This is a genomic window from Acidovorax sp. LjRoot117, assembly GCF_964252695.1.
In the GTDB taxonomy this organism is placed as follows: domain Bacteria; phylum Pseudomonadota; class Gammaproteobacteria; order Burkholderiales; family Burkholderiaceae_C; genus Acidovorax.
The window spans coordinates 173,648-191,165 of sequence record NZ_CAXUPO020000004.1 but is presented as its reverse complement, the minus strand read 5'-3'; the positions used below and the strand labels follow the sequence as shown (position 1 = coordinate 191,165).

Annotated in this window: 18 protein-coding genes; 10 read left to right on the top strand and 8 right to left on the bottom strand. The window is 66.4% G+C overall.

Annotation, left to right across the window (positions count from 1 at the left end; translation table 11 throughout):
• Nucleotides 1-55: 55 nt before the first annotated feature.
• Nucleotides 56-886 carry a M48 family metallopeptidase gene (locus tag ACSQ3D_RS14100; RefSeq protein WP_235503859.1) on the bottom strand — a complete coding sequence of 277 codons (831 nt, stop codon included), beginning with the start codon at nt 884-886 and terminating at the stop codon, nt 56-58.
• A 469-nt stretch (nt 887-1,355) separates the two neighbouring features.
• On the opposite strand from ACSQ3D_RS14100, the gene ACSQ3D_RS14095 reads away from it, so the two are divergent.
• The 4 genes from ACSQ3D_RS14095 to ubiM all read left to right on the top strand — a co-directional run bounded on the left by ACSQ3D_RS14095 (nt 1,356) and on the right by ubiM (nt 5,607).
• Nucleotides 1,356-1,967 (top strand): TetR/AcrR family transcriptional regulator, encoded by a 612-nt coding sequence (locus ACSQ3D_RS14095; protein WP_056410441.1) that lies wholly within the window; start codon nt 1,356-1,358, stop codon nt 1,965-1,967.
• Nucleotides 1,968-2,354: 387 nt separating this feature from the next.
• Nucleotides 2,355-3,311 (top strand): alpha/beta fold hydrolase, encoded by a 957-nt coding sequence (locus ACSQ3D_RS14090; RefSeq protein ID WP_436127321.1) that lies wholly within the window; start codon nt 2,355-2,357, stop codon nt 3,309-3,311.
• 188 nt (nt 3,312-3,499) lie between these two features.
• The gene (locus ACSQ3D_RS14085; RefSeq protein WP_056410443.1) at nt 3,500-3,931 is read left to right on the top strand and encodes a hypothetical protein; all 432 of its coding nucleotides are present in this window, start codon (nt 3,500-3,502) and stop codon (nt 3,929-3,931) included.
• Between the two features lie 323 nt (nt 3,932-4,254).
• Nucleotides 4,255-5,607: a 5-demethoxyubiquinol-8 5-hydroxylase UbiM gene (gene ubiM / locus ACSQ3D_RS14080; protein WP_436127320.1), complete on the top strand. Its 1,353-nt coding sequence runs from the start codon at nt 4,255-4,257 to the stop codon at nt 5,605-5,607.
• A 260-nt stretch (nt 5,608-5,867) separates the two neighbouring features.
• Here the strand turns inward: ubiM and ACSQ3D_RS14075 are convergent, their stop codons facing one another.
• A complete protein-coding gene (locus ACSQ3D_RS14075) occupies nt 5,868-6,695 on the bottom strand; it encodes a class I SAM-dependent methyltransferase (RefSeq protein ID WP_436127319.1) in 828 nt (275 codons plus the stop codon).
• Nucleotides 6,696-7,067: 372 nt separating this feature from the next.
• On the opposite strand from ACSQ3D_RS14075, the gene ACSQ3D_RS14070 reads away from it, so the two are divergent.
• Both ACSQ3D_RS14070 and ACSQ3D_RS14065 read left to right on the top strand, forming a co-directional pair.
• Nucleotides 7,068-7,976, top strand: coding sequence for a hypothetical protein (locus ACSQ3D_RS14070; RefSeq protein ID WP_436127318.1), 909 nt, complete (start codon nt 7,068-7,070; stop codon nt 7,974-7,976).
• Complete coding sequence (locus tag ACSQ3D_RS14065; RefSeq protein ID WP_396504267.1) at nt 7,977-8,477, top strand: hypothetical protein; 501 nt, start codon at nt 7,977-7,979, stop codon at nt 8,475-8,477.
• 94 nt (nt 8,478-8,571) lie between these two features.
• On the opposite strand, the gene ACSQ3D_RS14060 is transcribed toward ACSQ3D_RS14065, so the two are convergent.
• Entirely contained in the window at nt 8,572-9,336 is a 765-nt protein-coding gene (locus ACSQ3D_RS14060; protein WP_436127317.1) for a zf-TFIIB domain-containing protein, read from the bottom strand.
• A 169-nt stretch (nt 9,337-9,505) separates the two neighbouring features.
• Here ACSQ3D_RS14060 and ACSQ3D_RS14055 point away from each other — a divergent pair, with 169 nt between their 5' ends.
• The 3 genes from ACSQ3D_RS14055 to ACSQ3D_RS14045 all read left to right on the top strand — a co-directional run bounded on the left by ACSQ3D_RS14055 (nt 9,506) and on the right by ACSQ3D_RS14045 (nt 12,786).
• The gene (locus ACSQ3D_RS14055; protein WP_056410457.1) at nt 9,506-10,792 is read left to right on the top strand and encodes a solute carrier family 23 protein; all 1,287 of its coding nucleotides are present in this window, start codon (nt 9,506-9,508) and stop codon (nt 10,790-10,792) included.
• 320 nt (nt 10,793-11,112) lie between these two features.
• Nucleotides 11,113-12,264: an ABC transporter substrate-binding protein gene (locus tag ACSQ3D_RS14050; RefSeq protein ID WP_056410458.1), complete on the top strand. Its 1,152-nt coding sequence runs from the start codon at nt 11,113-11,115 to the stop codon at nt 12,262-12,264.
• Nucleotides 12,265-12,363: 99 nt separating this feature from the next.
• Complete coding sequence (locus ACSQ3D_RS14045; RefSeq protein ID WP_436127316.1) at nt 12,364-12,786, top strand: hotdog fold thioesterase; 423 nt, start codon at nt 12,364-12,366, stop codon at nt 12,784-12,786.
• 269 nt (nt 12,787-13,055) lie between these two features.
• On the opposite strand, the gene ACSQ3D_RS14040 is transcribed toward ACSQ3D_RS14045, so the two are convergent.
• Together ACSQ3D_RS14040 and ACSQ3D_RS14035 are read right to left on the bottom strand one after the other, a co-directional pair.
• Nucleotides 13,056-13,625 (bottom strand): cob(I)yrinic acid a,c-diamide adenosyltransferase, encoded by a 570-nt coding sequence (locus tag ACSQ3D_RS14040; RefSeq protein WP_436127315.1) that lies wholly within the window; start codon nt 13,623-13,625, stop codon nt 13,056-13,058.
• A gap of 234 nt (nt 13,626-13,859) precedes the next feature.
• A complete protein-coding gene (locus ACSQ3D_RS14035; protein WP_056411574.1) occupies nt 13,860-14,297 on the bottom strand; it encodes a hypothetical protein in 438 nt (145 codons plus the stop codon).
• A 334-nt stretch (nt 14,298-14,631) separates the two neighbouring features.
• Here ACSQ3D_RS14035 and ACSQ3D_RS14030 point away from each other — a divergent pair, with 334 nt between their 5' ends.
• A complete protein-coding gene (locus ACSQ3D_RS14030; protein WP_056410461.1) occupies nt 14,632-14,997 on the top strand; it encodes a calcium-binding protein in 366 nt (121 codons plus the stop codon).
• 221 nt (nt 14,998-15,218) lie between these two features.
• On the opposite strand, the gene ACSQ3D_RS14025 is transcribed toward ACSQ3D_RS14030, so the two are convergent.
• The 3 genes from ACSQ3D_RS14025 to ACSQ3D_RS14015 are packed head-to-tail and all read right to left on the bottom strand — an operon-like array spanning nt 15,219 to nt 17,334.
• The gene (locus tag ACSQ3D_RS14025; protein WP_056410463.1) at nt 15,219-16,016 is read right to left on the bottom strand and encodes an amino acid ABC transporter ATP-binding protein; all 798 of its coding nucleotides are present in this window, start codon (nt 16,014-16,016) and stop codon (nt 15,219-15,221) included.
• Nucleotides 16,000-16,653 (bottom strand): amino acid ABC transporter permease, encoded by a 654-nt coding sequence (locus ACSQ3D_RS14020; RefSeq protein ID WP_218383891.1) that lies wholly within the window; start codon nt 16,651-16,653, stop codon nt 16,000-16,002. Before ACSQ3D_RS14020 ends, ACSQ3D_RS14025 begins: the two co-directional genes overlap by 17 nt.
• A gap of 6 nt (nt 16,654-16,659) precedes the next feature.
• On the bottom strand, nt 16,660-17,334 hold the full coding sequence (locus ACSQ3D_RS14015) for an amino acid ABC transporter permease (protein ID WP_056410469.1): 675 nt from the start codon (nt 17,332-17,334) through the stop codon (nt 16,660-16,662).
• Nucleotides 17,335-17,518 lie beyond the last annotated feature (184 nt).

Sequence of the window (17,518 nt, the reverse complement as noted above, 5' to 3'; positions counted from 1 at the left end):
ATTTCTGGCCCAGCCGCTAGCCTGCAGAGCGCCAGCAGCTATGTTTTCAATAGCATTACTTCTTGCCGGCCGCCTTGTCACGCATGCGGTCGGCGCGGGCGCCTGGGTCCGGGTGCGACGACAGCATCTGGTCCATGCCGCCTTGCTTGCCGCCCAAGGCAGCGAGCTTGCGGAAGGCCCCTTCCATCGCCTTGACGTTGTACTTGTGCTTTTGCATGAAGGCCAGGCCGTAGTCGTCCGACTCGGTTTCCTGGCTTTGCGAGAACTGGCTGTTGAGCAGCTTCTCACCCAACTCGCCCAGGTCCGAATCCGCGATCCGCGACCCGGCGCCGCCCGAGGCCGCCACGGCCTTGCGGCCGGCCGATGCCATGTAGGCGGTGCGCATGGCGCTCATGGTGTGGGCATGCTTGACGTGGCCGATTTCATGGCCGATGACACCCAGCAGCTCCTGGTCGTTCATCAGGTCCATCAGGCCCGAATAGACGCGGATCGAGCCGTCGGCCGTGGCGTTGGCGTTCACCTCGTTGCTCAGGTACACCTTGAAATTGAGCTTCATGCCGTCTTCGTTGACGTGCTTGGCCGTCAGGCGGGCCAGGCGCTTCGCATGCTTGTTGCCGGCGGGTGCGAGTTTTTCCGTGCGGTCGCCATAGGCGCGGTATTGCAGCGCCACGGACTTGAGTTCGTCGTCCGACACGGTGGCGGCTTTGAACACGTCGAGCACAGCGCCTACCTTGTTCTCTGACTTGCTGGCGCCGGACCCCCCGGAACTGGTGGAGCCCAGGGCGGAAGAAACGGAGGACAGGCCGCTGGCAGAGCCACCCTCGGTGGTTGCACAGCCGGCCAGGCACAGCGCGCACGCCATGGCGATGTAAGTCAGTCGTTTCACAGAATGGTTTCCCTCTTTGGATGAATTTGCGATGGAGCAACGCGCCGCTCCGGCGGCGCAGGCGCAACGGCTTGGTGACGCATTTGCAACCGCTGCAGCGGCTTGTTTCAAATGGCGGGCGATTGTTTCATGCAGCTACCGGCCGCTTCTTGACAGGCTGCACTCGATTGCAACCGTTCGTATCGTCGAGAGCGGGCAGCGAGCCCCGTGCTGGTGGCAGGCCAACGCGCCAACGGCGTCACCCTGATCTGGTGCAAAGCGCTTCAAGTAGCGCATTTCTGCCGCCCTGACGACTCAGCGGCTGTGACCTGAAGTTCTACTGCAAGGCCTCCCGCCAGTGGCGCACGGCTTACATGCACTCACAATTCCAAAGGCTGCCAGCAAGCCATTGCGAAGAGCAAATGCTGGCCTTCAGAGGGCGCGCAGGCTGCCATTTCATTTTTAGCACATGTGTGCTAAATTCAGATCCATGGACGCCAAGACCCAAAAAGCAGAGCTCACCCGCGCCGCCATCGTCGGCGCCGCGCTGGACCTGGCTGCCGCCGAGGGGCTGGAGTCGATCACGCTGCAGGCCGTGGCCGACCGCGTGGGCTTGTCCAAGAGCGGCGTGTTCTCGCGCGCCGGCTCGCGCGAGGCCTTGCAGAAGGCGGTGATCGAAGAGTTCGGCCGCCGCTTTCTGGCCGACGTGTTCGTGCCGTCCATGCAGCACCCCAAAGGCCTGCCGCGCCTGAACGAGATCGTGCGCCGCTGGATCGCCCGCACGCGCGATGTGGAAGCCTTCACCGGCTGCATCTACACCGCCGGCGCCTTCGAGCTGGACGACCGCGACGGCGAGCTGCGCGACCAGCTGCACGGCGAGATCACACGCTGGCGCGCCGCCCTGCGGCGCACGGTGCTGCAGTCCATCGAGGCCGGACACCTGCCGGCCGACACGCCCGCAGACCAGCTGGTGGGCGAGATCTACGCGATGATCATGGGCCTGTTGCACGATGTGCGCTTCCTGCGCGATCCGCAGGCCGTGCAACGCGTGGAGGCGTCGTGGGCGCGCCTCATCCAGAGTTACCAGCCGACGGCGGCCTGAAGACGGTGCGCCATGGAAATCTCTTGCTTTGTTTTGCCCCAATTTCGCACAACCGTGCGAAGAAAGGAGAAGCCATGTTGATCTTTCTGATACTCGCAGCCGCCATCGCCGCTGCGCGCGCCGTGCAGGCACTGCGCGACACACTCGCCCAGCTGCCGCGCAGCAACCGCGACTGGATCTTCTACTGAGCGCGGCTCACACGACGCTGCGGGCGCCGTGGCCGCGCGCGGGTTCGTACGACGACCCGCGCTGCCTGCAACGCAGCGCGTGGCCAGAGCAGCTTTGCCGCGTTGTATGACCCGCCCTCAACGCCCGCGCCCGGCCCCAGGCCGCGCCGCGCCAACCACCCCACCCTCCCCTGTGTGTTTGATTTTCCGGAGCACCGCCATGAGCCATTCCAACGCCCTGCAGACCACCACCCACTTCTACGGCGGACATGCCGGCATGCGGCTGCTGCGCACCGCCCTGGGCGCTGCCGAGCGCCTGTGGCCCGCCCTGGCCGTGCGCGCGGCCTACCGCCTGTTCGGCACGCCCTTGCCTTTGCGCAGACCCGGCGGCAACGCCCTGCCCGCCGGTGCTTGGCGCACCGAGCGGTGGCCGTTCGAAGACGCCGAGATCACGCTCTACACGCCCCAGGCGCAGCCCCATGGCCCCGCAGTGCTGTTGCTGCACGGATGGGGCGGCCACGCGCGCCAGATGCTGCCGCTGGCCGATGCACTGGCCGCGCGGGGCCTGCGACCGGTGCTGGTGGACCTGCCCGCGCACGGCGGCAGCCGGGGCCGCGTGAGCAACCTGGCGCAGTTCGCCCGGGCCATCGAATACGCCACGGCCCGGCTGCACGCGCAGGACTCGGCGCCCACCGCGGTGGTGGCGCATTCGCTCGCGGCCAATGCGGCTGCGCATGCCGCCAGCCGCGGCCTGGCCACCGGGCGGCTGGTGCTGCTGGCGCCGCCCGCATCGCCACACGAATACACACGCCTGTTCGCGCAGGTGTTCGGCCTGTCGGAGCGCACCCGCGCCGCGATGCAGCGACGCATCGAGGCGCGCGAAGGCATTCTGATGCGCCAGTTCGAGCCGCCCGCCGTGGGCCCGCGCATCGCCCTGCCCACGCTGGTGGTGCACGACCGGGGCGACCGCATCAACCGCTTTGCCGACGGCGAGGCCTACCGCGACTGCATTGCGGGCGCCACGCTGATGCCCACCGAAGGGCTGGGGCACCGCAAGATCCTGCAGCACGCCGAGGTGCTGGCCGCCGTGGCGGATTTCGTGGCGCAGCCGGTGTCTGCGCAGCAGCCGGCAGGCACCGGGCACGGCCGGCTGCTGGCCGACGGCTGCCCGAAGTGATGGGCCGCGGCTTGAACCGTGGGGCGGCCTGTCGCCAACAGTTACAGCCGCCATGGCGACGCGGGCAGACAGCGCCTATCATCCGGGACGCCGCTGCGCCGCGAGAACCGTTCCTGCGGGCGCAGCGGCCGATGAATGGCCGGTGACCGCACCGGCCGCCCCACGCTGCTATCCGACTGGCGCCTGCAATGCACCTTCTCACGTCCGCCTGGCCTGCACTGGCCTACCTGCTGCCCGCGCTGGTGCTGGTGTCTGCGATCTACTTTCTGGCCAAGGGCGACCGGCGCGCGCTGGCGCACCTGATGGCGCTGCTGGCGTGCTTCCTGATCGGTGCGCTGCTGATGGAGTTCTTCATCTTCATGGCCGCGCGCATGGCCCGCTCGGGCAGCCGCGATGCCGTGCTGGGCATGGGCACCCGCCAGCTGCTGGAGACCATGGCCAACCCACGCTCCATCGCCGCGCAGCCCCTGACGCTGGCGGCCGTTTCCGCCTACAGCGTGCTGGCCGCGTACCTGTGGCTGCTGGTCACCTGGGTGCTGCACCTGCGCGGCAAGCCCGCGGGTGGCGCCCGCAAGAAGAAGCCCGCCAAGGCATCCGCCCGCAAGCCGGCGCGCGCCTGAGCCGCAGGTTTTTTTTATCACGCACCTTTTTTGAGGGTTTTTGATGGCCTACCGCTGGATGGACGGGCGCCAGAAGCTATTTATTGGATAGCAACTGCCTTGACGGGCCATCTGCGTGGCTTCGTCATGCGCCCCACAGCCCGGTAGACCCCCATCGCCACCGCACGGCGCGTGCGTGGCCGATGTGCGGCCAGCCGCCAGCACCTCCCAAGGCCAGGCTTGATGCAGGGCAAAGCCTGCCGCCCGGGGCGCATCCACAATGCAGGCCGTCGCCTCCGCTTGCAGGGGCGTGCGTACCTGGCGGGTCCACCCGCCCCTCGGCCATGACATCCACCACCACCTCCCCTTCTCACAGCGACGTCCTCATCGCCGGTGCGGGGCCTGCGGGCCTGGCGCTGGCCATCTCCCTCGCACAGGCCGGGTTCACTGCCACCGTGGTCGAGCAGCAGCCGCAAGCCGCGCTGGCCGACCCCGCGCCCGACGGCCGCGAGATCGCGCTGACCCACCCCAGCCGCGCCACGCTGCAGCGGCTGGGCACCTGGACGCAGCTCGCGCCGCACGAGACCGGCGCCATCCACGCGGCGCAGGTGCACGACGGGCCGCTTGGCCAACACAGCGCGCTGCAGCTCGATGCCCGGCGCGCGGGCGCGGGCCATGAAGCGCTGGGCTTCATCGTCCCCAACCACGCGCTGCGGCGCACCGCGTATGCCGTGGCGGCGCAGACGCCCGGGGTGCGCATCGTCACCGGCGCCCAGGTGACGCGCGTGGCGACCCTGGCCACGCATGCCGAGCTGGAGTACCGCCTGCCGTCCGACCTCGCGGCGCGCCCCGGCACCCACGGCGCGACACCGCCGACCGAGCGGCTGCAGGCACCGTTGCTGGTGGCGGCCGACAGCCGCTTGTCGGCCACGCGGCGGCAGCTGGGCATCGGCGCGCGCATGGCGGACTTCGGCCGCACCGTCATCGTCTGCCGCATGCGCCATGCCCTCGCCCACGGCGGCGTGGCGCACGAGTGTTTTGGCTACGAGCGCACGCTGGCCATACTGCCTCTGCCGGATGCGATGGACACGGTGGGCGCGGCCGACGCGGTCGGCACCGCGCACCGGTGCTCGGTCGTCGTCACCGCAGGCGCTGCAGATGCAGCCGCTCTGATGGCCTTGCCGGCCGACGCGTTTGCGGCCCAGGTACAGGCGCAGTTCCGTGGCCGCCTGGGCCCTATGCAGCTCGACGGCGAGCGCCATGCCTACCCGCTGGTGGCTGTGTATGCAGACCGCTTTGCCGCCCAGCGCTGCGCCCTGCTGGGCGACGCCGCCGTGGGCATGCACCCGGTGACGGCGCACGGCTACAACCTGGGCCTGGCCGGTGTGGAGCGGCTGACCACCGCCCTGCAGACCGCGCGCCGCCAGGGCCGCGGCATCGGCGACCACCGCGCACTGGCCGCCTACGCCCGCGCGCACCACCACCACGCCTGGCCGATCTACGAAGGCACCAACGCCATCGTGCGGCTGTACACCGACGCACGCCCCCTGCCCCGCCTGCTGCGCCAACTGGTGCTGCAAGGCGCGCGCCGCCTGCCGCCCCTGCAAGCCGCCATCGTGGGCCAGCTGACCGGCAAACCGCCTGGCTGGATGCAGGCGCTGGCGCCCGGCCGTCCCACAAATCTTCAAAAAACATAGCTGCCAGCGCACGCCTGGATTGGCTTGCAGCCGTATTTGCACCGCAACCCAACCCCAATAAGCGCCACCAGCGATATTTTCAATAGCAAGCTACCTCTGCAACTGGCGCGCCCCAAGGCCAGTGCCACCGTGGAACTGGCTCCGCCAGGCCACGGGTGGCGTCCCCCTGCGGGGGAAGGCGCCATAGGCGACTCAGGGGGGCTTCCATCCTTCCAGGCCACGGGTGGCGTCTCCCTGCGGGAGAAGGCGCCGAAGGCGACTCAGGGGGAGTCGTGCACCCCCAGCGTCACCATGCCGTACAGCGGCGCGCCCAGCCAGGGCCACCACAGCGTCTCCAGCGCCAGGCCCGCCCAGCCATAGCATTCCGCCACGCTGTGCTCGTGCAGCAGCTCCAGGCGCGGGTGCACGGCGGCCAGGTCGGACAGGCGCGCCACACCCCAGCGGAACTCGGCCCCGGTGGGCCCCACGCTCGCATGGCGGGCCGCCGTGCCCACCGCGCGGTGGGTCAGCACATCCAGCACCAGGCGCGAGCCCGCGGGCGCGCACTGCGCGAACTCGGTCAGCACGGCCTCGACCTGCGCGGGCTCCAGGTACATCAGCACGCCTTCGCACAGCACCAGCACGGGCTGCGGCGGCGGCTCGCCGGCGGCGGCATCACGCGTCGGCAGGCCCAGGCGGCCCCACCAGCCGGGCTGGGTGATGTCCACCTCGGCCAGGCGGGCGCGCGGGCACTGCGCAGGCAGCAAGGGGCGGCGCATCGCCATCACCTCGGGCAGGTCGGCGTCCAGCCAGTGGTTGGCACCGGTGTCCAGCCACTGGAAATGGTGCGACAGGCCGCAGCCCAGGTTCACGCCCTGGGCCCCGGGGTGCATCAGGAAGAATCCCTGCGCCGTGTCGCGAATGAACCGCGTGCGCCACAGCACGTTGAGCACCGTGGGCAGGTCGTTGAGGTAGGCCTCCACGTCGGCGCCCAGGCGCTCCAGCAGCTCGGCCGCCACCGCATCGCCGCACGCCAGCCACGGAAAGTAATGGTCGCCCCGCGCCCGTGCGGCCAGGGGGATGAGCAGGGTGCTGGGTACGGGGGGCAAGGCGGGGCCGCGCGCCTGCGCCTTGCCATCGCAGAGCTGCGCGCTGTGAGCAGCGGCCGGAAATGTGCGAATGGAAGCGGGAGTTAGGAACTGCAGCACGCTGATTACCTCCTGAGCTTGCGACGACGCCGACCACCATCGCGCCAACGCTGCGATCTATTGTGACGTGCACTCATGCGCAAAGGAACGATGGCCCGCCGCTTATTGGGGCATCCATAGCCCGATATACCACCGTATTTCAGCCGAAACCCATCCCCGACGGGGCACTGATTTTCAGCTCTTCAGTTATACACAATACATATTTTTTCGTAACGGCAAGTCAGAACCTCCAAACACAAAGAGACAATCCAACCTCATTTTCTATAGGTACCCATGTCTGCAGATATTGCCTCTACATTTTATTTGGTTGGTTATGCAAATGCCGTTTCTCAATCAATGAGCGAAAATCAGGTGGATACACTTGTATTGACGCCTGAAGATTACATCAGCATCCTAGAAGACAGATCAAAAAATAATCCATCCCTGGCTAGCGCACTGCGCAAAATATTGTCCGGCAGCAGCTCAGGAAAGTACTGGAAAACAGTTCTCAGCCCCAACATTGGCGAGCCTTGGGTAGCGCCCGTCGCCATGGGCGTCAATGACGCCGTAATGGTCACAAAAACTTTGAACGCGTTAGGGATATCAGGCATCACCACCTATATCAAAACTACCCCTGCCGGCACTTACATCATTATCAAAGGCTATGCAGCCTATAGAAGTGCCGCGCTCAACGGAACCCGCTACCTGGCCGCAAACCCAAAAATGGTACAGCTCGGCCTTGGAATGAAAGGAATGGCAGGCGTCGTCAAAGGCGGTTTTATTCTGAGCGTAGTTGTAGCAAGTGGAATCGAAATCGCCGAGTTTATTTTTAATGATGAAAAAACAATGTACGACCTGATCGGAGGCATTGGTGTGGAGGCGGCCAAGGCGGGACTTGCTTCCATGGCCGCCTATGCATTCGGAGCGGGAGTAGGATTAGTTACCACAGTAGCCATTGCTCCGCTTGTGGGCGTGGTAGCAGTTACTTTCATTGTCGGTTATGCATTGAACAAAATAGATGGGCACCATAAAATAAAACAAAGGGTTATCGACGCCTTAAAGGCTATTCCAAGCACGGCGACAGAAGGCATTTATGTTATAAATACAACATCGCAAAGCTTTCAAAAGAAAATCAATTCCGACCTCCAAGCAAAATACCAGGAACTGATGGACTGGCTTTGCCCCATTTGCAGAAGGTATTGAATGTCTACCCCAACGATAGATGTTGAAAAGCTCCGGCGTAACCTTTGGTACATCGTTCCCATGTTTTCAGCCATGGCGGCTCTCTGCCTATGGATGACATGGGATTTGGTTACCTTGATGCAACACATCGCGGCCCGCGCACCCATGGTGCGCTTTTGGCCAGGTGCGGTCATCGGCCCGGTTGGATTGGTCTTCTTTGGCGCCGCACTGATATTGGCTTTGGTAAGGGCTACCGCTTACGAGGGCCCCTTCACTCGCATGCTGGACAAGGTCTTGCTCTATTCGGGGCTGGTGCAGGTAGGGCTGATTGGGCTGATTTTCTTCGCGTCATCCATAGCTCAAAACCATGTAATGCCTGCACGGGGCTACACACAATGCTCACTGCTGCAGGGGAATCCCAGTTTATGGTTCACGGACTGGATTCAAAATCCAAATTGGTGTGTAAGCGGGAAGGACATGGCATGGGTGCAGGAGCAAGCGCGCACCACCCCTCGGCCTTGAGAGCCTGTGCGATGTTGGATTGCCAAAGCCCTTCGATTTCACTCGCTGAGCAATTCGCAGCGCCTCCCCGGCGCACAGGCTCGCCGGACTCCCGTCATCGCGCAGAAGTGAGCACACTCCAAACGATGGCCACACCAGCCGCCAGCAGATCGCCGGTGAACGAGTCTTCATCGCGGTCCCGCGTGCCGCTGAACGCGCTCTTTTGCCGCTCCCGCTCGGCCCGGCTGCGGTCGCGCTCCAGCGCCACCAGAGCGTCGCCGATGTCCACCGCCGCGGCCGGCGTGCCGGGTGCGGCGTGGGCGGGGCGGGCGCTGGCCCGGGCGTAGCCTTCCATCGCACGCACCACGGCATCGGGGTCGATGAGCGAGAACGCAGCGCGGCAGTACGGACACGCGTGGTCCTTGCGGATGTCCACCGGCGCGCCGCAGCTGGTGCAGTAGATGGCGCCCACGCGCTTGGCGAGGTCGTCGATCTCGGGGCGCGTCATGTGGCGCACGAATCCTTTCTCGACCATGAAGGAAGAGAAGGTGCTGAAGCGCCCGTGCTGGCGCGCGCAGCGGTAGGTCATGTACCGGCCGCTGCGCACCACGTCGAAGCCCTTGTCCAGCGAAGAGTGGCAGCGCGGGCAGTCCATGCGCGACTCCAGCGGGCGGTGTTCATCGGTGCGGTGCTCGTGCAGCAGCCGGAACAGGTCCACCACGGCCTGGGGCGAGAGCTTGAGGTTTTCGTACCGGTCGAGCCAGATGCCCTGGCAGGCATAGCAGATGTCCAGCTCCAGCGCGTGCCCGGTGTTGCTGGTAAAGGGGTAGGCCTGCATGGGCTGGCGGCACGACGGGCAGGACGGTGCGAAAGGCTGCATGGTTTCGTTGCAAGGGTGAAGGCGGGCCCCTCGCGCCCGCCGGTGGCCGCATCCTAACGCCGGGGCGCCGCACGCTCCCCGGCCCCGGGTCTTCCCGGACGTTCGTGGAGCGCGGGCGGATTCATCCACTAGCATTCGCGCCTCGAACTACAAAGTACAAGGAACATCCATGGGATTCATGAACTGGCAAGAAAAAAGCGCTGCCGTGCTGCAGCAAGGCGGGGTGATAGCGCCCGACGAGCGGCTGCCCTGGCCCCAGACCGCCGCCATGGGCGTGCAGCACGTGATCGCCATGTTCGGCGCGACGGTGCTGGCGCCCATCCTCATGGGGTTCGACCCCAACGTGGCCATCCTGATGAGCGGTGTGGGTACGCTGATCTTCTTTCTGGTGACGGGCGGGCGGGTGCCCAGCTACCTGGGCTCGAGCTTTGCGTTCATCGGCGTGGTGATCGCGGCCACGGGCTACGCGGGCAAAGGCCCCAACGCCAACATCGCCGTGGCGCTGGGCGGCATCATCGCGTGTGGTCTGCTCTACACGCTGATCGGCGCGCTGGTGCAGGCCATCGGCACGCGCTGGATCGAGCGCTTCATGCCGCCCGTGGTCACGGGCTCGGTGGTGGCGGTGATCGGGTTGAACCTGGCGAGCATCCCGATCAAGAACATGGCGGCCAGCAACTTCGACAGCTGGATGCAGGTAGTGACCTTCGTGAGCGTGGGCCTGGTGGCCGTGCTCACGCGCGGCATGGTGCAGCGCCTGCTGATCCTGGTGGGGCTGATCGTGGCGAGCATCATCTACGCGGTGCTGACCAACGGCCTGGGCCTGGGCAAGCCCATCGACCTGTCCATCCTCGCGAACGCCGCATGGGTGGGCATGCCCAACTTCGCCGCGCCGGTGTTCGACGGCAATGCGATGCTGCTGATCGCCCCGGTGGCCATCATCCTCGTGGCCGAGAACCTGGGCCACATCAAGGCCGTCACGGCGATGACCGGGCGCGACCTGGACCGCTACATGGGCCGCGCGTTCATCGGCGACGGCGTGGCCACCATGGTCAGCGGCGGCGTGGGCGGCACGGGCGTGACGACCTATGCCGAGAACATCGGCGTGATGGCCGCGACCAAGATCTACTCGACCGCCGTGTTTTTGCTGGCGGGCGTGTTCGCGCTGGTGCTGGGTTTTTCTCCCAAGTTCGGCGCGCTGATCCAGACCATTCCGCTGCCGGTGATGGGCGGTGTCTCCATCGTGGTGTTCGGACTGATCGCAGTGGCGGGCGCCAAGATCTGGGTGGACAACAAGGTGGACTTTTCGCAGAACAAGAACCTGATCGTGGCGGCCATCACCCTCATCCTGGGCACGGGCGACTTCACGCTCAAGTTCGGCCAGTTCGCGCTGGGCGGCATCGGTACCGCCACGTTCGGCGCCATCCTGCTGTACGCGCTGCTCAACCGCAAGGGCTGAGCGGCTCGGCCAGGGCGGGCGGCCCTTCCATCCAACGCAACTGCCCGCAGGGCGGTGCGGTCCCAGGCCCCCCGCCCCGTGGCGGGGGGCTTTTTTTATCGGCCGGGCGCCACGCTGCCCGGCATCGCGCTGCACGGTGTTCATGGCGGGCCGTGCGGCAGCGAATCCCCGGCCGGGACAAGGCCAAACACGGGGCTGTCACACACCCCTGGTTACAATCAGGGTTAACCCTAGGTCTTTCGACCGGCCCCACCCCTGTGTTCCCTGCTACACCCAGCCCCGCCGGCGCTGGATGTTTTTTGCCCGTGAGTTTTCATTCCATGCAACGTCGCCAGTTCACCCAGTCCCTCGTCGCCGCCAGCACCGGCCTGCTGTTTGCCAACCCCTCGCGCGCCGTGGGCGTGCAGGACCCGATGGACGCCAAGAGCGTGGCCATCGGCTGCTCCATCGGCCTCACCGGCCCGCTGGCCAGCCTGGGCAAGGAGCTCAAGCAGGGGCTGGACGCAGGCATCGCCCAGGCGAACGCCCGCGGCATCCATGGCCGCGAGTTGAAGCTGGTGGTGCTGGACGACGGCTATGACGCAGCGCGCTCCGAAGCCAACGCGCGCAAGCTGATCGCCGACGGCGGCGTGGTGGCGCTGCTGTCGTGCATGGGCACGGCCAACAACCAGCGCATCCTGCCGCTGGTGGACGAAGCGCAGATCCCCTACGTGGCCCCGCAAAGCGGCGCGACGTCGCTGCGCAAGGCGGACTACCGCTCGGTGTTCCACGTGCGTGCCAGCTACTCCGACGAAGCCCAGCGCCTGACGCAAAAGCTGGTGGCCATGGGCATCACCGACCTGGCCATCGTCTACCAGGACACGGCCTTCGGCCGCGAATTCCTGGCCGATGTGAACAACGCCATGAAGGCCGCCAAGCAGCCCGCACCCAAGGCCTTCAAGCTCGACGCACAGGGTGCGCAGGTGGCCGACGTGGTCAAGCAGGCCGTGGCGGCCAAGCCCACCACGGTGCTGCTGGGCACCGCGGGCGATGTGTCGGCCTCGCTGATCAGCGAGTTCAAGAAGGTGTCGCCCAGCACCCCGCTGGCCGCAACCAGTGTGGCCCTGTCCGGCGACAACCTGCGCGAGCTGGGCGGCAAGGCCTCCGGCCTGGCCCTGTCGATGGTGCTGCCCGACGCGAGCCGCACCAGCGTCGCCCTGGTGCGCGACTACCAGCGTGCCATGAAGGCCGCGGGCTTCCAGGACTTCTCGGCCCGCAGCTTCGAAGGCTATGTGAACGCCCGCGTGCTGACCGAAGGCCTGGAGCGCACCGGCCGTGAGCTGACCCGCGGCAAGCTGCGCAACGCCCTGGCGGGCATCCGCAGCAACGACATGGGCGGCCTGATGATCGACTACGCGGGCAGCGCCCCGTATGTGGGATCGCGCTTCCTGGAGCTGGGCGTGATGGGGTCCAACGGCAAGTTCGTGGGGTAAGCAGCAGGTCCGCACGCCGCCCCGGGCGGCGAGATGGGCACAATGGCCGGTCCGAACAGATTCACACCCTCCGCACCTCCCTGCCCGACCGAAGCCACCATGCCCATCTGGAAAAAGCCTGTCGACCTGGCTCGACTCAACGCCGACCACCACAACACCGCTGCCTCGCACCTGGGCATCGAGATCATCGAACTGGGTGACGACTTCCTGCGTGGCCGCGTGCCCGTGGACCAGCGCACCAAGCAGCCGTTTGGACTGCTGCATGGCGGCGTGAGCGTGGTACTGGCCGAATCGCTGGGATCGGTGGGCGCCTACTACGCCAGCCCAGAAGGCCACAACGCCGTGGGCCTGGACATCAACGCCAACCACCTGCGCTCTGCGACCAGCGGCTGGGTGACGGCCACCGCGCGGCCCATCCACATCGGGCGCACCACGCAGGTGTGGCACATCGACATGGTCAACGACGCGGGCGAGCTGACCTGCGTGTCGCGGCTGACGATGGCGATCCTGGGTCCGAGGTAGAGACCATTCCCCTGAGCCGCTTTGCGCCTCGGTGCTGGTCGCCAGAGGCGACAGCTCTTCGGGCCGTCCAAGCCTGCGCAAGCAGGCTCGGAGCCGCGGCCCTCAGCCCTTCTCTCGAATCGCTACGCGATTCGGGAAGGGGGGCGATGCCCTCGCTGCGGGGCGGCCCTTGCTAGGCATCCCTGGTATTGGGGCGTGCCAGTTTCAGAAGTCGCGGAATTGATGGAGAATCGGCCGCCAGCGCTTGGTGAACAAGCGCAATCAGCTATCTATTCAGTAGCATTCTGCGCCGCAAGACGCTCGCTTTTCCAGTACACGTCGTCGCCGCCGTCCATGCGGTTGAGCACGCGGGCCAGGACGAACAGCAGGTCCGACAGGCGGTTCAGGTACTGGCGCGGGGCGTCGTTCAGCTGTTCGGCGCTCCCCAGCGCCACCACCGCTCTTTCGGCCCGGCGCGCCACGGTGCGGCACACGTGGGCCTGCGCGGCGGCGCGGGTGCCGGCGGGCAGGATGAATTCCTGCAGGCGCGGCAGCGCGGCGTTGTAGTGCGCCAGGGCCTCGTCGAGGTCCAGCACCGCCTCGGGCTTGAGCAGCTCAAAGCCGGGGATCGACAGCTCACCGCCCAGGTTGAACAGCTGGTGCTGCACTTCCACCAGCAGGTCGCGCACGTCGCCCGGCAGTGGCTCGCACAGCAGCAGGCCAATGTGGGAGTTGAGTTCGTCCACATCGCCGAGCGCATGGATGCGCAGGCTGTCTTTGGAGACGCGTTCGTTGTTGCCCAGGCCTGTGGTGCCGGCGTCGCCGGTGCGCGTGGCGATTTGTGTGAGTCGGTTGCCCATGGGTGCCTTGAGAGAAAGGGTCGTGTCCGCGCGCTTGCCTGATCGCAAGCGGTGGGCCTGAAAGTCTGCAGACCGGATTTTGCGCCACATGCTGCCTCACACACCTGCATCAGCGCTTGAACATCCACAGCAAAAAGCCCGCACCCACTGATTCACCGCGAGGTGAATCAGTGGGTGCGGGCTTTGCGCAGGGGGAGCTGGCCAGCGCCCCCCGCAGGCAGCCATGCACAAGCCTTAGTGGGTCGTGGTGGGCATGCGGTTCATGCGGTCGATATCGGCGGTCGACACGCCCGAGCCTGTGGGCTTCATGTTGTTCCAGGACGTGGTGTGGTACGCATCCCATTCCGCGCGGGACACCATGCCGTCACCGTTGGTGTCCATCAGGCGTGCGTTCACGCGGGCGTCGGCCTTGGCAGCGGCCTTGCCGCCGGAGGCGCTGGGGTTGATCTCGGCCACAGGGGCGCCGCGGCCGTCACCGGCAGCGGGGTTGGCGGGCATGGCGGTGCTGCGGGCAGCACGGTCATCGGCCTTGTTCTGTGCATTGGCAGCGGCAGGGCCGCCCGATGCTGCGGGGTTCACTTCCGACGGAGGACGGGGTGCGTTCGGTGCCTGGGCCAGAGCGGCAGTGCAAGCGAGGGTTGCGAGGGCGGCGATGACGGTGTGCTTTTGCATGAAGAGCTCCTTGATGAGTGAGTACAACAGAGGGTTGAATAAAGCACCGCACTGTTGCGGGCTTGGAGTCATTGTTGGAAGCGATGGGCGAACGCCATGTAGGACTTGCGCGGGCACAGCGGTCAGCCTGCAGGGCGGCTCGATACCGGCGCACGCCGCACCGGCGCGCAGTACGTTTGGGTACATGCCTGCCGCATTCGGACATAAACCACGCCCTGGCCGTTACACCGCGCTGGCAAATGTTGGGCAAGGCAACAGCAGGCAAGAGTGCTGGTGTTGGCGCCCATGCTGCGGTGCAATGGAGTCCTGTTCAACTTCGAAGGAATCCACTTCCATGAAGGCACTGCAACGACGCAACTACTCGTTCGACACGCGCAGCGTGATGCTTTTCGCGGCCCTCTCCCTGGGCGGCGTAGGCGCATTGCAAGCACAGACGACTTCCTCGCCCCAGTTCGGCCCCAGTGACAAGACTGCGCCCCACGCTGGCTCCAAAAATTCCACAGGCCCCGCCGTGATAGCGGCGCCTCAAGCCACCGCGGCCTCTGCCGCATTCGACCGCGCCGATGCCAACAAGGACGGCCAGCTCAGCGCGCAGGAAGCCGCCAAGCTGCCCGCCATCGGCCAACGTTTCAAGGAGCTGGATGCCGACAAGAACGGCACCCTTTCCCGCTCTGAATTCGAGAAAGGCGCCAGCTCCTGATGCCCCTGCACTGACGCTGCCGCACAGGGCCGCCATGCCCTGGGCCGCGGTGTCCCCACGCCATGTGCGGGCCCTGCGGTGACGCAAGGGCTCGTGAGCCTGCCCGCGCTGGAACTCCAGGGCGCGGGCAGGCTCTTGTGCGTGCAGAAAAAAAGCGTGGGTCAGGCCTGCGGCACCGATGCGCTGCAACGCGGTCGCCGGCCGGTAGATCGGTAGATCGGTCAGTCGTGCAGCGACGACAGGAATTGCTGCAGCTCCGGCGTCTGCGGGTTGCCGAAGATCTCTGCCGGCGCGCCCGTCTCGTGCACGCGGCCCTGGTGCATGAAGATCACCCGGTCGCTCACCTTGCGGGCAAACGCCATCTCGTGCGTGACCATCATCAGCGTCATGCCTTCGAGGGCCAGCGACTCCACCACGCGCAGCACCTCGCCCACCAGCTCCGGGTCCAGCGCCGAGGTGATCTCGTCGCACAGCAGCACCTGCGGCTCCATGGCCAGCGCGCGCGCAATGGCCACGCGCTGCTGCTGGCCGCCCGAGAGCTGCTCGGGCATGGCATCGAACTTCTCGGCCAGGCCCACGCGATCGAGCAGCTTGCGCGCCTGCGCCTCGGCCGCCTTGGCATCGCGCGCCTTCACCAGCGTGGGCGCGAGCATGATGTTGCGGCCCACCGAGAGGTGCGGAAACAGGTTGAAGCTCTGAAAGATCATGCCCACCTGCTGGCGCAGTGCGCGCATGGCGGTGGGGCTCTCGTGCATCAGCTTTTGGCCGTCCACGCTGAGCGCACCTTCCTGGAACACTTCCAGGCCATTCACGCAGCGCAGCAGCGTGCTCTTGCCCGAGCCGCTCTTGCCGATGATGGCGATCACCTCGCCCTTGCGCACCTTGAGGTCGATGCCCTTCAAGACCTCGTTCGTGCCGTACGACTTGCGCAGCGCCGTGATCTCGACGATGGGGCGGCCCACGGGCGATGCGTCTGGTGCAGCCACGGGGGATGCGCTGGTGTCAGTGGCGGTGGCCATGGAGTTTCCTTTCGAGGGACTGTGCGACCAGGCTCACCGGGAAGCACAACACAAAGTACAGCAGGGCCACGCAGGCGTAGACCAGGAAGGGCTGGTAGGTGGCGTTGGAGATCATGCTGCCCGCCTTCGTCAACTCGACGAAGCCGATCACCGACGCCAGCGCCGTGCCCTTGATCACCTGCACCAGAAAACCCACCGTCGGCGGCACCGCAATGCGCAGCGCCTGGGGCAACACCACGTGGCGCAGCTGCTCGCCGAAGTTGAGCGCCAGGCTCTGCGCGGCCTCCCACTGGCCCTTGGGGATGGACGCCACGCAGCCGCGCCAGATCTCGGTGAGGTAGGCGCTGGTATAGAGCGTGAGCGCAAACGCGGCGGCCGTCCACGGCGATGTCTTGATGCCAAAGAGCGCGATGCCGAAGTACGCGAGGAACAGCTGCATGAGCAGCGGCGTGCCCTGGAACACCTGCACGTAGGCACCGATGAGCCGCTCGGTGCCGCGCACCTTGGACAGGCGCAGCACCAGCAGCACCAGGCCCACCAGCCCGCCGCCGATGAAGGCGATGAGCGAGAGCGTGACCGTCCAGCGCGCGGCCATCAGCAGGTTGCGCAGGATGTCCCACAACGAAAAATCAACCATGGCGATCTACCTTCCTACGAGGAAACGCGCCCCCACCCACATCAGCAGGCGGCGGGTGAGCATGGACAGCACCAGGTACACCAGCGTGGCCAGGATGAAGGCCTCGAACGCGCGGAAGGTGTTGCTCGATATCAGGTTGGCGGCGTAGCTCAGCTCGGGCGTGGAGATCTGGCCGCACACGGCCGAGCCCAGCATCACGATGATGATCTGGCTGACCATCGCAGGCCACACCTTGAGCAGCGCGGGCGGCAGCACCACGCGGCGGAAGGTCTGGCCGGGCGTGAGCGCCAGGCTCTGCGCCGCCTCGATCTGGCCGCGCGGCGTGGCCTCGATGCCGGCGCGGATGATCTCGGCCGAGTACGCGCCCAGGTTGATCACCATGGCCAGCACCGACGCGACCTCGGGCGAGAGCTTGAGGCCCAGCGCCGGCAGCCCGAAGAACAGGAAGAACAGCTGCACGATGAAGGGCGTGTTGCGCACCAGCTCCACATACGCCGCCACGGCCCAGCGCAGCGGCGCCGCACGCGGCCCGAGGTTGCGCGCACGTGCCCAGGCGCAGGCCGTGCCCAGCAACAGCCCCAGCACGGTGCCCACGATGGTGAGGCCGATGGTCCACGCCAGGCCACGCACCAGCAGCGGCCAGGACGAGAGCACGGCAGAGAAGTCGAGTTGGATCAACATGGTGCTGAGGGCTTGGGGTTGTGGGTTCTGCGTGCTGCAGTGCGCGTTGTGTCTGGATAGCGGGATGGCACTTTCGCCACCAACTCCCGCCACTCGTTCGGGCCGAGCCTGTCGAAGCCAGGGCGCGCGCACAGCGCGTCGGGATGGGCTTCCACAGGCTCATCAGCCTGAACGATGGGGAGGA

Excerpts from the sequence above, each read along its gene's own strand:
- ACSQ3D_RS14095 (WP_056410441.1), top strand. The coding sequence starts at position 1,356 with ATGGACGCCAAGACCCAAAAAGCAGAGCTCACCCGCGCCGCCATCGTC.
- ACSQ3D_RS14090 (WP_436127321.1), top strand. The coding sequence starts at position 2,355 with ATGAGCCATTCCAACGCCCTGCAGACCACCACCCACTTCTACGGCGGA.
- ACSQ3D_RS14085 (WP_056410443.1), top strand. The coding sequence starts at position 3,500 with ATGCACCTTCTCACGTCCGCCTGGCCTGCACTGGCCTACCTGCTGCCC.
- ubiM (WP_436127320.1), top strand. The coding sequence starts at position 4,255 with ATGACATCCACCACCACCTCCCCTTCTCACAGCGACGTCCTCATCGCC.
- ACSQ3D_RS14070 (WP_436127318.1), top strand. The coding sequence starts at position 7,068 with ATGTCTGCAGATATTGCCTCTACATTTTATTTGGTTGGTTATGCAAAT.
- ACSQ3D_RS14065 (WP_396504267.1), top strand. The coding sequence starts at position 7,977 with ATGTCTACCCCAACGATAGATGTTGAAAAGCTCCGGCGTAACCTTTGG.
- ACSQ3D_RS14060 (WP_436127317.1), bottom strand. The coding sequence starts at position 9,336 with ATGCAGCCTTTCGCACCGTCCTGCCCGTCGTGCCGCCAGCCCATGCAG.
- ACSQ3D_RS14055 (WP_056410457.1), top strand. The coding sequence starts at position 9,506 with ATGGGATTCATGAACTGGCAAGAAAAAAGCGCTGCCGTGCTGCAGCAA.
- ACSQ3D_RS14050 (WP_056410458.1), top strand. The coding sequence starts at position 11,113 with ATGCAACGTCGCCAGTTCACCCAGTCCCTCGTCGCCGCCAGCACCGGC.
- ACSQ3D_RS14045 (WP_436127316.1), top strand. The coding sequence starts at position 12,364 with ATGCCCATCTGGAAAAAGCCTGTCGACCTGGCTCGACTCAACGCCGAC.
- ACSQ3D_RS14040 (WP_436127315.1), bottom strand. The coding sequence starts at position 13,625 with ATGGGCAACCGACTCACACAAATCGCCACGCGCACCGGCGACGCCGGC.
- ACSQ3D_RS14035 (WP_056411574.1), bottom strand. The coding sequence starts at position 14,297 with ATGCAAAAGCACACCGTCATCGCCGCCCTCGCAACCCTCGCTTGCACT.
- ACSQ3D_RS14030 (WP_056410461.1), top strand. The coding sequence starts at position 14,632 with ATGAAGGCACTGCAACGACGCAACTACTCGTTCGACACGCGCAGCGTG.
- ACSQ3D_RS14025 (WP_056410463.1), bottom strand. The coding sequence starts at position 16,016 with ATGGCCACCGCCACTGACACCAGCGCATCCCCCGTGGCTGCACCAGAC.
- ACSQ3D_RS14020 (WP_218383891.1), bottom strand. The coding sequence starts at position 16,653 with ATGGTTGATTTTTCGTTGTGGGACATCCTGCGCAACCTGCTGATGGCC.
- ACSQ3D_RS14015 (WP_056410469.1), bottom strand. The coding sequence starts at position 17,334 with ATGTTGATCCAACTCGACTTCTCTGCCGTGCTCTCGTCCTGGCCGCTG.